The sequence below is a fragment of the Sunxiuqinia sp. genome, from assembly GCF_055140945.1.
Genome location: NZ_JBSQYS010000061.1, coordinates 1 through 14,708, shown reverse-complemented (window position 1 = coordinate 14,708; position 14,708 = coordinate 1). Strand labels below are relative to the sequence as shown.

The window sequence follows — 14,708 nt, the reverse complement described above, 5'->3', positions numbered from 1 at the left end:
AAAGTACAACGGTAATTGAAGATACCGCCGTGGCACCCGATTATTTGCCTGACTACATGAAGGAATTTGATGAAATTCTGGCTAAATATGGGTTAAGCTGCGTGAAATACGCCCACATCGCAACCGGTGAAATACATTTACGTCCTCTTTTAAATTTGAAAGATGAAGCAGACGTTGAGCTGTACTACACCATTGCCAAAGAGATTGCAGCGCTGGTGAAAAAATACAAAGGCTCGTTGAGTGGCGAACATGGCGATGGCCGATTACGTGGCGAATTTATCCCGTTTATGCTTGGTGAAGCAAACTACCAACTCATTAAAAAGCTGAAACAAACCTGGGATCCGGACAATATCCTAAATCCCGGAAAAATAGTGGACACCCCTCCTATTACTGAAAATCTCCGGTATTTAATTGGAGAAACAAAAAAGATTGACACAACCTTTGACTTCTCTGAAACCAAAGGTTTTTTAAGAGCCATTGAAAAGTGCAATGGAACGGGAGATTGCCGCAAAAGTGTTTTAATTGGTGGAAGCATGTGCCCCACTTATATGGCCACTAAAGATGAGGACAAAACCACCCGGGGACGAGCCAATGTGCTGCGCGAATTTTTAACCCGTTCAGACAAAAGCAATCCGTTTGATCATGAGGAGATTTACAACATCCTTGATCTGTGCATTTCCTGTAAAGCGTGTAAAGCCGAATGCCCATCGAATGTGGATATGGCGAAATTTAAAGCTGAATTTTTGCAGCACTACCACGAAATTCACGGTATCCCATTACGCACCCGGTTGATTGCTTATTTGCCACAACTGAACAGATTAGGCAGGCCTTTTCGTGGCTTAACCAATTTCATAATGACAACCAATACGCTAAAAAAAGCCATTGGTTTTGCACCGGAACGGAACCTTCCAAAGCTCTCAAAACTGAGCTTGCGAAAATGGTACACCAAACCACGATCAAGCTCCGGCTTAAGCAAGGGAAAAGTCTATCTTTTTGCTGATGAATTTACCAACGAAAACGAAAGTGACATCGGAATCAAAGCGATTTTGTTACTCAATAAGTTGGGGTACGAAGTTGAAATTCCGAAACATCGCGAAAGTGGCAGGACCTACCTGTCAAAAGGACTGGTAAAAACCGCCAAAGGAATTGCCTCAAAGAACATTCAGCAGCTAGCAGAATTGGTAAGCGATTCAGCTCCTTTAATCGGGATCGAACCATCTGCAATTTTGGCTTTTCGAGATGAATACCCGGAGCTGGTTGACGATCAATTGAAAGACAAAGCAAAAGAATTAGCCAAGAACACCTTCCTGTTTGACGAGTTTATTGCTTCCGAATTTGAAAAAGGAACGATTGATCAATCGCTTTTCACCGAAGCAACACAAGCAATCAAACTGCATGGCCATTGTCAGCAAAAAGCGATTGCAAGTACCGCCTCTACAAAAACAATGTTGGAAATCCCCAAGAATTATATCGTATCCGAAATCCCAAGTGGCTGTTGTGGAATGGCCGGTTCTTTTGGTTATGAAAAGGAACATTACGAGCTCAGCCAAAAAATTGGTGAATTGGTTTTATTCCCGGCAGTGCGCGAAGCCCAACAGCAAGAAATTATTTCAGCACCGGGAACTTCATGCCGACATCATATTCTGGAAGGAACCGGGCGAAAAGTATTGCATCCGGTTGAAGTTTTATATGATGCTTTAAGTTAAACCTGACGATAAAAACAAACAGTCTCTACTCTTGTTATTTCGTAAAAAATAGATTCATGAATAATTTCTGGGACGAACGCTTTTCAAGCGAAGAATATGTATATGGTATCGAACCAAACAATTTTCTGAAAGAAGAACTACAAAAACTAACGCCGGGCAAATTACTGCTCCCCGGCGAAGGAGAAGGACGAAATGCGGTATTCGCTGCAAAATCAGGTTGGCACGTCACTGCTTTCGATCCAAGTATTGAAGGCAAAAAGAAAGCCGAAAAGTTGGCGCAGCTGCTTCAGGTTGAGTTTGAATACTTAATCCACTCCTACGACACCATTGAGTTGAAAGATGAATCGTTTGATTGTATAGGCTTAGTTTTTACACACATGCCCGCTGCCAAAAGAAATAGCTACCACCAAAAACTAACGAGCTACCTAAAAGCTGGTGGAACGTTAATTTTAGAGGGTTTCTCAAAAAAGCAAATTAAGAACAACACCGGTGGTCCGCAGGACATCGGCATGCTTTTTTCGAAAGAAGAGCTGCAAGCAGATTTTGGCAATTTCGCCAAACTGCAGATTACAGAACAAGAAGTTGTTTTAGACGAAGGGTCATTTCATAAAGGTCGAGCCGACGTTATTCGACTGGTAGCAACCAAATAATTCTTAAATAAACATAAATCAAAGGTAGAAAACCTGACAATCTGTATGGCTTTTCTACCTTTGGTTGCATTTTAAAACACAATCAACAATGACAACTCTATTCTGGATCATCATCGGTATTCTGGTCTTCGATTTTATTCTCGAACGGTACCTCGACTATCTAAACACCACTCGCTGGAGCAATCAATTGCCTGCTGAAGTAAAAGACATTTATCATGAAGAAAAATACCGAAAACAACAGCTGTACTCTAAAACCAACCATCGGTTTGGTATGTTGACCAGTTCGTTTAGTTTCTTGTTGATTATGCTGATGTTTTTCTTTCAGGGCTTTGCTTTGGTAAATGGCTGGGCGATGGATATTTCGAGTAATCCGATTTGGTCAGCACTGCTTTTCTTTGGCATTCTGATGCTGGCATCCGATATTCTCAACACCCCATTTGATTTATACAGCACCTTTGTTATCGAAGAGAAATTCGGGTTTAACAAGACAACGGCAACAACCTACGTACTCGACAAAATTAAAGGCTGGCTACTGGGCGCTGTTATTGGAGGCGGTTTACTGGCCTTAATCATTTTCATCTACCTAAAAACCGGCCAATGGTTTTGGCTTTATGTCTGGATCGTTATCAGTGTATTTTCCATTTTTATGGCCATGTTTTATTCGAGCTTGATTGTTCCGTTGTTCAATAAACAAACTCCTCTTGAAGATGGTGAATTGAAGCAAGCCATTCAAAACTTCGCAGGTAAAGTTGGCTTTAAACTCGACAATATTTATGTGATCGACGGCAGCAAACGATCAACGAAAGCCAATGCATACTTCGCAGGACTGGGAGCAAAAAAACGGATTGTGCTTTACGACACCTTAATTAATGACATGGAAATCCCGGAGCTGGTTGCCGTATTGGCTCACGAAATCGGGCATTACAAAAAGAAACACATTATCTGGAGTTTAATCATTGGCATCTTGCAAACCGGATTGATGCTCTTTGTCTTTTCCCTCTTAATTAATAGCCCGGTACTTTCAGAGGCACTTGGCGTAGCAGAACCCAATTTTCACATCGGACTAATTGCGTTTGGAATTTTATATTCACCTTTGTCCTCCATAATTGGAATTGGTATGAATATGCTGTCGCGCACGAATGAATACGAAGCGGATGCTTTTGCAGCCGAACATTATGACGGTAAACCATTGGCCTCTGCATTAAAAAAGCTATCGGTTAAAAATCTTAGTAACCTTCGCCCACACCCGGCCTATGTGTTTGTGCACTACTCGCACCCAACCCTACTGCAACGCCTGCAAGCATTGGAGAAGAGAGGGTGAGAAAACTTGAAATCCGAAACTTTGAATTCAGAAAAAATAACATGAAAGCAGAAATAATAACGATAGGAGACGAAATACTAATTGGACAAATTATTGACACCAACTCCGCGTGGATGGGTGAACAACTCAATTTACATGGAATCGAGATTTTTCAGATCACATCGGTGCACGACGACCATGAGCACATTCTAAAGGCCTTGTCCAATGCCGAAAAGCATGCTGATCTGGTTTTGATTACCGGAGGATTGGGACCAACAAAAGACGACATCACTAAAAAAGTGCTTTGTGAGTACTTTGATTCTGAAATGGTAATCAATCAGGAAGTGTTACAACGGGTAACCGACCGACTGACTAAACGCAATGTAGTCATGAACCAGCTGAATAAAGATCAGGCTTTGGTTCCCGACAAATGCACGGTTCTGACTAATTCCACCGGAACTGCTCCGGGAATGTGGTTCGAAAAGAATGACACCATATTTGTATCAATGCCGGGTGTTCCGTTCGAAATGAAAAGTATTATGAGTGAGGAAGTGCTTCCGCGACTCAGTAAAAATGGGAAAGCCAGATCCATCTATCATCAAACGGTTTTGGTTTATGGCATTCCCGAATCAATGCTTGCCGAAAAGCTGGAAGAATGGGAGGCCGCCCTACCCGACTTTATTAAACTGGCGTACTTACCCAGCCAACTGATGATTCGACTAAGGCTGAGTGCTTACGGAAAAGAAATGGAGCTACTGAAAAAGGAAGTTCACCAGCAGATTGAGCTGCTAAAGCCTTTAATCGCTGAAAACTTTTTTGGCTACAACGCCGATTCTCTAGCCGGGGTAACCGGGCAACTTTTAACTTCAGCCAAATTGACTTTGGGAATTGCCGAAAGTTGCACCGGTGGAAATATTGCTCATATGTTTACCGCGAATCCCGGCAGTTCATCCTATTTTAAAGGCGGTATTATTGCTTACTCGAATGAAGTAAAACAACACCTATTGAAAGTAAGTGCCGATGATCTGGAACGGTATGGAGCAGTGAGCAAAGAAGTCGCTCTGCAAATGGCCCAAGGAGTGCAACAAGCGCTGGATACCGATTATGCCATAGCCACAACAGGAATTGCAGGCCCCGACGGCGGAACAGACGAAAAACCCGTTGGCACAGTTTGGATTGCCGTTATCAGTAAACAGAATATTAAGCTGGAGCGTTATACTTTTGCGCATAACCGCGAACGCAATATTTTACGTTCCTCACAAGCAGCAATTGACCTGCTTCGAAAGCTTATATTATTCGAAAACCCACATTTGGCATGATTCTTTCGTTAAAGAACATGAATAATCATCATTTACATGTAATTCTTTTGCGTAAAACTCGTTTTATATAAACACAAAAAGATCGACCGACTACAAATTATAACCAATCGATAAACCCATGAAGAAAGTATTCATTACCATAGCCATCATTATTCTACTGTTAATAGCTGCAATCATCATTGTTCCAATCGTTTTTAAGGAGCCACTACTAAACAAGGTAAAAACAACGCTGAATGAAAACGTTAATGCGAAGGTTGAATTTGCAGACTTTAATCTCAACTTGTGGAGAAATTTTCCCAATGTAACCCTGGAACTTGAAAAACTGACCGTAACCGGAATTAATCCGTTTGAAGGAGACACCTTGGTAAAAATGGAGTCGTTGGCTACTGATATTTCGTTAAGTGATTTAATTAACGGTGAAGATTTTACCATACAAAGTTTACGATTGAACAAGGCGCAGATCAATTTATTGGCTAATGCGAATAGCGAGGTAAATTGGGACATTGCCAAGGAAACAACGGAAACGGAGACTACAGGAACCAGTGAGAGCGGGATGTCCGTTTCGCTGAATGACATTGAGATTCGCGACCTGAGTTTAATATACAGAGATGCATCAACGGCAACTGTCGTTGGGCTTTTGCATTCCAACCTCGATGCCAGCGGAACATTGGAAGGAACAATTACCAAATTTGACCTCGATGCTGAAATCGGCGAATTTAGACTCGAATACGATTCGACTGAATATATTGCCAATACCGTATTAAAAGTGAATAGCCAACTTATGGCAGACTACGACAAAATGAACTTTGAATTTGGCGAATCAACCATTCATTTAAATGAGCTGCCACTCGACTTGAGCGGGCGTTTTGCAATGCCATCGGACAGCATGTATTTCGATCTTCAATTTAAGCAACCACAAAGCGACTTTGCAACCTTACTAGCCATGGTTCCAAAATCGTATCAAAGCTATTTAGAAGATATTCAAACCACCGGCGAAGCAGGATTTGAAGGACAGGTGAAAGGTTGGTTTTACGAAGATAACTATCCTGAAATTGATACACGCCTGTATGTGCAAAATGCGACCCTGCAATATGCCAATGCTCCCGACAAGATCGAACGTATTTCATTGGATGGAAAAGTTACCAAGCCACAGGGAGAACTGGATTTACTAACCGTGAATATTTCGAATGCGCATGCACAAATTCGTGAAAACCCCGTTGACGCACGCCTAACGCTAACGCATCCTATGAGCGATCCGGCATTTGATGCATCCTTTAAAGGAAAAATTGATTTTACCCGACTAACGAGTGTGATCCCCATGGACAGCATCGAACTGCAAGGTATAATGGATGGCAACCTGAGTGTAAAAGGGCGAATGTCGGCCATTGAGAATGAAAACTACGAGAAAATCGCTTCCGACGGGGCATTTACCTTTAGCAATTTCAAAGTAAAAACACCACAAATCACTCAAACAGTTGAAATAAAAACCGGCTCAGTAAAAGTTGATAATACGTCGATCACAATCAATTCATTCGATGCGAAAACCGGTCAAAGTGATTTCGCGCTAAATGGCAAACTCACGAATTATCTTCCCTATTTCTTGCTCGACAAAACCTTGCAAGGAAGTTTCTCGTTGAAATCAAACTACCTTAATTTTAATGAATTGTCCAATCTAATGGCGGCTGAAGTCGATTCGGTTTCAACAACAGCCAACGATAGTGTTTTTGCGTTCCAGGTTCCGCCAAACCTCAACTTAGCTTTTAACTCGAGCATTAACAGAGCAACGTTCGACCGCATGGAGATCCGAAACATCGTGGGTTTAATTGAGGTGCAAAACAAGCAACTGAAATTGAAAAAACTGAACATGGACTTGTTGCAAGGACATCTGGCAGTTGATGGCAGCTACAAAAGCAACGCCGCGAACAAACCCTTATTCGACTTCAATCTGAATCTCAGCGACATTCAGATTCCGGCTGCCTATCAATCGTTTGGGTTGGTGCAACGCTACCTACCAATTGCTGCCCGCAGCCAGGGAGAATTCTCCACCGATTTAAAGTTTAACGGTCAATTGAACGAACAGCTCAATATCATTCCTTCCACCCTTGATGGAAGCGGCTTTTTCAACACGCAAAACTTACATATTATCGACTCTCCCACCTTCAACCAAATTAAGAGTTTCATTAAAAAAGAAAAGCTGAAGAATGTGAAGGTTGATGATTTTACGGCCTATTTCAATTTTGATAACGGAAACATCGAACTGAAACCATTTCAAACGAAAATAGCCGACCAGCAAGTTTCGATGCATGGAAATCTGACCGTCGACCAAATGCTTGATATTAAATTAGACTTTCAGGTAAACCGCGAAGATATAAGTGGAGATATTAATAGCATGTTGGGATTTCTTCCCGGATCAAATAACATTACCCTCATTCCGGTTACCGTTGGCATTACCGGAAACTTAACCGATCCTCAAGTGAAAATGGATTTAAGTAAAGCAAAAAAAATGATTCAGGAAGAAGTAAAAAAATCAACACAGGAAGGAATTGAAAAATCGGTAAAAGATATTGGTGACAAGTTAAAGAAACTATTTAACTAGTTGTCATCTGATTGCCTTTGCGTTTGGCAACGCAAAGGCAATCAGACAAACCTTTTTCCTACATAAAAGACAAATTCCTTCTTTTATCGAATATGTTTTAGCTAGCTTTGCACCGCAATAATAAAAACAAACTGTCAAATGGACGAAGGCCCGGGTCACCCGAAAAATAAGTTATTAACCTCACTGTAGGGAGCCTTCGCGCCTCCTGCAAACCGATTTAAGGAGGCAAAATCATGCTAAAAATATTTAAAAGCTTCGGTGGGTACACCGAAATATCAAAAGCCGAAAAAGGATGTTGGATCAATGCTGTTAATCCATCAAAAGCAGAAGTTGACCGTCTGAAAGAAGAGTTCCAGATTCCGGCTGATATCATTCAGGATATCCTGGATACCGATGAGCGACCACGTTACGAGGTCGACGAAGACTGGTCGTTAATTATCCTGCGAATTCCGGTTGACAACCCCAACAATGGTGTCCCCTATTATACATTACCCCTAGGAATATTTCTATCCAAAGAGGTAACCATTACCATTTGCTCCAGAAGCAATGAGGTACTGCCTCTGGAAAAACCGATGCTTTACCGCGGGCAAAGTCTATTGGTACACGATGATTTAAACTTTGTTATCAAGCTGTTTTTACGCTCGGGAACCGCCTACCTGCGCTACCTGAAACAGATTAACCAACAAACTACGCAAATTGAAAACGAACTGGAAAAATCGGTTCGTAACCGGGAACTCAACAAGCTTCTGAAGATGGAGAAATGCCTGGTATTTTTCATTACTTCACTAAAAGCCAACGAGATAGTACTGGCCCGACTACGAAATGGTCTAAAGCGAAGCATGACTGAGCTGAATGAAGACCTGCTGGAAGATGCGATCATCGAAAACAAGCAGGCGCTGGAAATGTCGCAAATATACTCCGATATCCAGAGTGGCATGATGGATGCTTTTGCGTCGGTGATTTCCAATAACCTGAACGTGGTGATGAAGCAATTAGCTTCCATCTCGATCATTTTGATGATTCCAACCTTAATTGCCAGTTTGTACGGGATGAATGTCCCCAACCACCTGGAGGGAAATGCGTTCGCATTTCCAATCATCCTAATGGGGTCCATTTTGCTAGCCTTACTGGGAATAATTATTTTCTGGAAAAAGAATTTGTTTTAGAGTGTATTATCCGGCTGCGAAGAACGGTAGTCATTTAAAATCGAACGATGAATTAGTTTCCATGACTTAGTTTTCGTCGATCAATATAAATCCGAAGGAAAAAGTAGCCGATGGTTAGCGCGGCATAAATCCCAGCCTGACGATATAGGAAAAATAGTTCCGACTTGACATCGATCAGGCTGACACCCATTGTTCGCAATCGCAAATACGCGGGTACAGCGGTTGTTCCGGGAAGTATTTTCGAAAGGCCCACCAACCAATCGGGCATTGCTGAAACCGGCCACGAAATTCCGCTTAAAAAAAGCGCGATAGGCGATAAAAACATCATAAAAACGATGGCCGACTCGCGGTGTTTAAATAGGGTTGACAAGCCGATTCCGAGAAAGATTACAGCCAGTAAAAAGGGAAATAGCAGCATCAGTACGTCGAGCATGCCGGCTTTATCAGGATAGTTAAACCAGCTGTGAATCACAATAACGGCTAAACAGATATTGAATAGCGAAAGGAAAATATAAGCCCCCACCCGGCCGAACAACAAAGGCACAATCTCTTTTGTACGTTTTTGCCACGGAAGTACAAATGGCGAAGCTTTCGACTCGGAAAAAGTACCCCCTAAAATTCCAATTCCAATCAGTAAAGTTTGTTGAATGATGATGAGAATTAACCCCGGCATAATAAAACTACCGTACGAACCCGCAGGATTATACAGCATATGCGTTTGCACATCGAATGGGCTGCTGGCTACTTTTGCCTGCCGAAACGATTTCCCTTCAGCCATATAGCGTTTTACACTCACCCCGCCACCAAAATAAGCATTCACCGTTGAAGCTGCCAGGTAGAACGTTTTATATTTTAACATGTAGCTACCATCAGCATAAACAGCCACATTTGCCTGCTCTCCGGCTAATATATTCTCCTGAAAGTCTCTTTGAATCAGCAATACACCGGATATTTTATTGGCCATAAACAACTCTTCAGCTTCTGTCAAATCCCGCGGGTTATAGGCCACACTTACATCGCGGGTTGCATCTAACATGGCAGCGTACTTTCGGCTGGTGGGTGTTTGATCCAGATCGACCACACCTACCGGCAAATCAGTCAGCACCTCGTTAAAATAGCCAAACGAATAGAGTATCGGATAGATCAACAAGGCGCCAACAAGAATGAGCACTGCCCCACTGTCGGTAAAAATGGCTTTCAACTCATTCTTAAAATGAATAGTCATCAATTCAAAACTATTTATTTTTCTGTCTTTCTTCATGATACTTTAAGATTTTCCCCAATGCGTTGAATCACCAAGCGTGCGTTTATAAATGCCAAACGAAGCAAGCCCCGTTAGCATGAAAATTAAAATATAACAGATATAAGGCAGTGCCTCCCGTATGGGAGCTCCCCGCAAGGCTTGCGAAATCAGCAGTTTCTCCCACCAGGTAAAAGGAAATATGGCTGTAACGGCTCGCACGAGTGGCGGCATGCCTTCCATCGGAAAGGTTAATCCCGAAAAAGTAATTCCCATCATAATGTATGCACTACCCACCGACAGCGATAAACGCATATTTTTGGTAACAGCAACAAACATCAATCCCAGCATCTGGTAAGCAAGTATGGTGATAGATTGTCCTACAAACAGAAGCAGAAAACTACCTTTTAAGGGCATGCCTTCAACCTTGAAAAGCAAAAAGGCAATAAACATCGCAAATCCTGAAAAGATGAGCGTGTAAGGAAAGAGTTTACCGACCACTGCCAGCCGGACACTGTTGTTCCCCGATTCGAGCAAATCTAAACCGGTTCCTCGCTTCAACTCGTTACCAAAGGTGTACACCGAACTCATAAAAGCAAACAGGAATAAGGTAAAATACAGCATGGCAGAGTTCAGAAAGTATCCGTAGTTTGAATAGGGATTAAACAGAATATGCTTTTGAATATCAACCGGTCTTACTCGTGCCATGGCCTGCTCGCGGCTGTTTCCGGCCAGCATTAGTTTTTTTAGCTGCACCCCTCCCGAAAAAGTACCCAAAGTAGTAAGCACCGAACGCTGAACAACCCCTGCAACTGTAACATTGGTTCCGTTAATATACACCGGCACAGGAGCTTCAACTCCCTGAAAAACATTCTTCTGAAAATCCTTAGGGAGAAGAACAATGGCCTCGACAACTCCCTTTTTTAGCAGCTTTTCGGCCTGAAACATATCGTCAACAATTCTTACAACAGCCACATCAGACGACGCATTTAAGGCATTGCTAACTTTTATCGAAAGCGAAGTGTTGTCTTGATTGACCACCGCGATGGGCAATTTTTTAGCAACCCCCTGGTGAAAAATAAAAAACAGTAACAGAATTCCCACCAAAGGGCCCACAAACAATAGAAACCGATAAGCAGGATTCTTTGCAATCCGCTCGACTTCGCGCAAAACTACAGCAAATATGGGATGATCTTTCAGTCCCTTCATACGATTATTGTTTTTCAGGCAAAGTGACTATTGCCGACATTCCCGGGCGTAAACCCTCTATCTTTTTCACGGGTCGCGCCTGAATTTCAAACGACTTTAAATCGAACTCACCCGAAGTTTTGGTGGCATTCCAACGGGCAAAACTCCCGGTTGGGCTAATGTAAGTTACCTTAAACGCTGAAGTTTTATTTTCTAAGCCCGGTAAATCAGCCTCAAAGGTGCTTCCCATTTTAAAATGATTCAGGTAATCTTCACGCACATAAAAGGTCACCCAAATATCGTCAACATCAATGATTGTGACCACCGGGAATCCGGTAGAAACCAGCTCGCCCTGCTCAATATTAACTCCTGAAACTTCGCCATTGGCCATGGAGTTAATCGAGGTTTCGTCCAGGTAAGACTGCACCTGATCAATAGCTGCTTCTGCTCGTTCTACAAGAGCCGAAGCCGCCGCTTTGTCTTCTTCGCGTGCTCCTTTCTCAGCCTTCTGCCAAACTGCCCTGGCTGCCTTAGCCGTTTCGCGAGCGGCTTTCATTTTTGTCTCCGCTTCGTCGCGTTGCTGTTCGGGTACCACTCCTTCGTCGTATAAATTCTGAATGCGTGCAAAAGTTTTTTCGCCAAACTGGGCTGCAGCTTCAGCTTTTACATACACACTATAGGCAGCCGTAATGTCTTCTTCTTGCGCACCATTTTGTGCTTTTCTACTTTGCGCACTGGCAGCCGAACGAGCCGCATGTGCTTCAGCCAACTTGGCATCAATTTCGGGACTGCTGATCGAAAAGATAAAGTCGCCGGTTTTAACTGTTTGTCCTTTTTTAACAGCCACCTCCTGAATTCTACCGGGCACTTTTGATGCAATACTATACTGCTGAGCCTCCACTTCTCCCTGTAAAATAACAGGTTGTGGCTTCAGTACAACAATAAAGGTGTAAACCATAAATGCAACTATGGCAACTAGTACAACTATCGATGTTAGTGTTTTTTTATTCATCGTATATTGAAATTAGATTTTAAACAATGCTTTTCGAATGAACTAATATGAATCGGTTAATGTATTTTCTCCGGAACAAAAGCGTGTAAACTCTTCGGGAATACCGGCCGTTTGCAGAAAGCTGGCTAAAGCGACATCGTATTCGTAAAACACTTTTAAGCGTAATGTTTTTACCTCTGCCACTTTGGTATAAGCATCAACTACCGATGTAGACGTTGCAAAACCTTCGCTAAAAGCTTTCTCGGTACTTCGAAGATATTCTTCTGCCAGCTTGAGTGTTGATTCCAGCTCTGTTTTTTGCTCCATTTGCATTTGTAACTGCTGGTACAACTTTGTCAAGTAAGCTTTCAGGTCGTTGTGCGCTTTTTGTTCGGCATAATCAACCTGATTGTGCAAGGTTGCACTGGCTCTTATCCTGTTTTTACGGGCCATGCCGTCGAAAAGGGTCCACTTCATTCCAACTCCAACCAACCAATCGGGCATGTAGGGCGACAAGTCTTTGTTCGCGATGTTGTAATTCCCCATCATAGCCACCGATGGCAAATATTCTTGCATTTCCACTTTGTGCTTAATCTCAACCAACTCTCTTTTCCCTTCCAGTTGTTTCAACTGCGGATTTTCTGCGTTGGCTTTATCAATGTAGTACGACAGATCTGACAATTCTTCATTGATAAACAAAAGACTAGTAGGAAGCACCTGATTTAATGAATCGCTGGCTAAAGTAGCAGCCAGCCCTGATCGAATAATTTCAATATTACGCTCCGCCTTTTTCAGTTCTCGTTTTGCTTCATTTCGCGAAACAGTGGCATGAAGCAATTCGACCTTTGCAATCATTCCATTGTCAAACAATTTCTGTGCATCAGCATAATGGTTTTGCATGCCTTCCAAAGTCTGCTTTCGAAGTTCGCTTACTTGAACTCCAAGTGCCAATCCGTAGTATCGGGTTACCAGTTCAGTCAACAAAACACCTTCAGCATTACGCAGGTCTTCGTGGCTCATTTCAATCTGCACATCAGCTGCATCGTTGGCTCCTTTTATTTTGCCGCCGGTAAAAACAGGCCACACAAAGCCTGCCGACACGTTGGCAAAGTTTTTCTCCTGTATCATTTTGTCCCATTCTGCATTTTGGACTTCCCCGCCAGCTTCCAATAATTTTTCCCGAACAGCTGAAGTACTCATATCGTCGGGCAAAACAGGCATCATCGAGTTAGTTGCCGGATCGGGATTGGGGACACCACTAAACACACCATAGTTTCCCAACGTATTGTAAAGTGGCGTAATGGCGTCGCGCACAGGAGTTAAATCGAGGTGCAAAGGATCGGACATTGAAACCGCCTGCGCACTCAAGGAAACCTGCGGCAAATGCAAGCCCCTTTTCACTTTTAGTTCGTACTCCTTTTGCTTAATTTCTTCCTTTACACGCAAGAGAGCCGGATTTTGCTCGTTCATAATTTGCAATGCATCCTCAAAAGTCAGCAGCTGTGTTTGCTCTTGCGCCATTAGCCCAAACGGGCACAATATCAGTGCAAGAAGTGTTTTAAATATTGTTTTTTTTATCATCACTAATTTATTTTGATTACCCGATACTACTGTTTTGGTATTTTAGTCGAATAGTACTTAAAAAAAATTAAGTGAAAAGTCGGGGCACAACTAATTCTACAATCCGTTCTATTTTCTCTTCGTTGTAATAGCCATCCTTCTCAACTCCATATTGAACAACCCCGTAAAAAGACGCTAAAAACATCTCCGCAATCCAGGGAATATCTTCTTTTCCTGACGTATTATACTCTCCTGCATCAAAACCATCTTCCAGAATCCGAACAATGTAAGATTGCTCAAACTCCATCATTTTTAGAAACTTATCTTTCGCAAAGCCAAATGATTTTGAATCTTGGCGGATGAGGCGGTACAGGTTAACCTTATTTACCACTTCTTTATGAAATTCAATGACATAGGTCTTTATTTTGTCGAGCATTGTTTTATGCTCTTCCACTTTATTTTTAACGAATTGTCGAAGATTCAGCATCTCCAACTGAATAACGGCATCAAACACTTCATCCTTACTTTTAAAGTAATGATAAAGCGTACTTTTAGCCTTTCCGCACGCCTCTGCAATTTCATCCATCGTAGTCTTTTTCAGCCCAAACTGCTGAAATAACCGTTGTGCTTCTACCAAGATTTCGCTTTTTACAATTTCATCCTTGCTTGCCATTTTTCGACCGTATTAGTTTTTCAGTAGCGAAATAAATCAATTAAAATGAATTCTCCAACAATCGAAATCAATCATCGAAAACTGTAACATTCAATTAACAGTTCAGTCCATGGAGGTATAAAAAGATTACGGGTATACGATTTTACAGCTTGTAAACTCTACCATTATAAAATTATACCTACTGAAAATAAAAGAAACTGACTAACTGACACAACTTCTCTTATTCTTGTAATTATAAAAGTTTCAGTTTAAAAATGGGTACAAAATGCAAACCGTCCGACTAGCTACATCCCCTGATAGAAAAAATAAACATCAGGAG

At 42.1% G+C, this 14,708-nt stretch carries 11 protein-coding genes; 6 read left to right on the top strand and 5 right to left on the bottom strand.

Annotation, left to right across the window (positions count from 1 at the left end; all coding sequences use genetic code 11):
- From ACTB00_RS18910 to ACTB00_RS18885, 6 genes are all read left to right on the top strand, one after another.
- A partial coding sequence (locus tag ACTB00_RS18910) for an FAD-binding and (Fe-S)-binding domain-containing protein (RefSeq protein WP_463301474.1) occupies positions 1–1,706 on the top strand: 1,706 nt, incomplete at its 5' end.
- A 56-nt stretch (positions 1,707–1,762) separates the two neighbouring features.
- Positions 1,763–2,356 carry a class I SAM-dependent methyltransferase gene (locus ACTB00_RS18905; protein ID WP_463301473.1) on the top strand — a complete coding sequence of 198 codons (594 nt, stop codon included), beginning with the start codon at positions 1,763–1,765 and terminating at the stop codon, positions 2,354–2,356.
- Positions 2,357–2,444: 88 nt separating this feature from the next.
- A complete protein-coding gene (locus tag ACTB00_RS18900; protein WP_463301472.1) occupies positions 2,445–3,677 on the top strand; it encodes a M48 family metallopeptidase in 1,233 nt (410 codons plus the stop codon).
- Between the two features lie 41 nt (positions 3,678–3,718).
- On the top strand, positions 3,719–4,975 hold the full coding sequence (locus ACTB00_RS18895) for a competence/damage-inducible protein A (protein ID WP_463301471.1): 1,257 nt from the start codon (positions 3,719–3,721) through the stop codon (positions 4,973–4,975).
- A 118-nt stretch (positions 4,976–5,093) separates the two neighbouring features.
- Positions 5,094–7,571, top strand: a complete 2,478-nt coding sequence (locus ACTB00_RS18890; RefSeq protein ID WP_463301470.1) for a hypothetical protein — start codon at positions 5,094–5,096, stop codon at positions 7,569–7,571.
- Between the two features lie 233 nt (positions 7,572–7,804).
- Positions 7,805–8,737, top strand: a complete 933-nt coding sequence (locus ACTB00_RS18885) for a magnesium transporter CorA family protein (protein WP_463301469.1) — start codon at positions 7,805–7,807, stop codon at positions 8,735–8,737.
- Positions 8,738–8,789: 52 nt separating this feature from the next.
- On the opposite strand, the gene ACTB00_RS18880 is transcribed toward ACTB00_RS18885, so the two are convergent.
- From ACTB00_RS18880 to ACTB00_RS18860, 5 genes are all read right to left on the bottom strand, one after another.
- Complete coding sequence (locus ACTB00_RS18880) at positions 8,790–9,998, bottom strand: ABC transporter permease (protein WP_463301468.1); 1,209 nt, start codon at positions 9,996–9,998, stop codon at positions 8,790–8,792.
- 6 nt (positions 9,999–10,004) lie between these two features.
- The gene (locus tag ACTB00_RS18875; protein WP_463301467.1) at positions 10,005–11,186 is read right to left on the bottom strand and encodes an ABC transporter permease; all 1,182 of its coding nucleotides are present in this window, start codon (positions 11,184–11,186) and stop codon (positions 10,005–10,007) included.
- Positions 11,187–11,190: 4 nt separating this feature from the next.
- A complete protein-coding gene (locus ACTB00_RS18870; protein WP_463301466.1) occupies positions 11,191–12,177 on the bottom strand; it encodes an HlyD family secretion protein in 987 nt (328 codons plus the stop codon).
- Positions 12,178–12,219: 42 nt separating this feature from the next.
- On the bottom strand, positions 12,220–13,737 hold the full coding sequence (locus ACTB00_RS18865; RefSeq protein WP_463301465.1) for a TolC family protein: 1,518 nt from the start codon (positions 13,735–13,737) through the stop codon (positions 12,220–12,222).
- A gap of 67 nt (positions 13,738–13,804) precedes the next feature.
- A complete protein-coding gene (locus ACTB00_RS18860; protein ID WP_463301464.1) occupies positions 13,805–14,389 on the bottom strand; it encodes a TetR/AcrR family transcriptional regulator in 585 nt (194 codons plus the stop codon).
- Positions 14,390–14,708 lie beyond the last annotated feature (319 nt).

What these genes read in the sequence shown, in the direction of transcription:
- ACTB00_RS18905 (WP_463301473.1), top strand. Translation starts at nt 1,763, where the DNA reads ATGAATAATTTCTGGGACGAACGCTTTTCAAGCGAAGAATATGTATAT.
- ACTB00_RS18900 (WP_463301472.1), top strand. Translation starts at nt 2,445, where the DNA reads ATGACAACTCTATTCTGGATCATCATCGGTATTCTGGTCTTCGATTTT.
- ACTB00_RS18895 (WP_463301471.1), top strand. Translation starts at nt 3,719, where the DNA reads ATGAAAGCAGAAATAATAACGATAGGAGACGAAATACTAATTGGACAA.
- ACTB00_RS18890 (WP_463301470.1), top strand. Translation starts at nt 5,094, where the DNA reads ATGAAGAAAGTATTCATTACCATAGCCATCATTATTCTACTGTTAATA.
- ACTB00_RS18885 (WP_463301469.1), top strand. Translation starts at nt 7,805, where the DNA reads ATGCTAAAAATATTTAAAAGCTTCGGTGGGTACACCGAAATATCAAAA.
- ACTB00_RS18880 (WP_463301468.1), bottom strand. Translation starts at nt 9,998, where the DNA reads ATGAAGAAAGACAGAAAAATAAATAGTTTTGAATTGATGACTATTCAT.
- ACTB00_RS18875 (WP_463301467.1), bottom strand. Translation starts at nt 11,186, where the DNA reads ATGAAGGGACTGAAAGATCATCCCATATTTGCTGTAGTTTTGCGCGAA.
- ACTB00_RS18870 (WP_463301466.1), bottom strand. Translation starts at nt 12,177, where the DNA reads ATGAATAAAAAAACACTAACATCGATAGTTGTACTAGTTGCCATAGTT.
- ACTB00_RS18865 (WP_463301465.1), bottom strand. Translation starts at nt 13,737, where the DNA reads ATGATAAAAAAAACAATATTTAAAACACTTCTTGCACTGATATTGTGC.
- ACTB00_RS18860 (WP_463301464.1), bottom strand. Translation starts at nt 14,389, where the DNA reads ATGGCAAGCAAGGATGAAATTGTAAAAAGCGAAATCTTGGTAGAAGCA.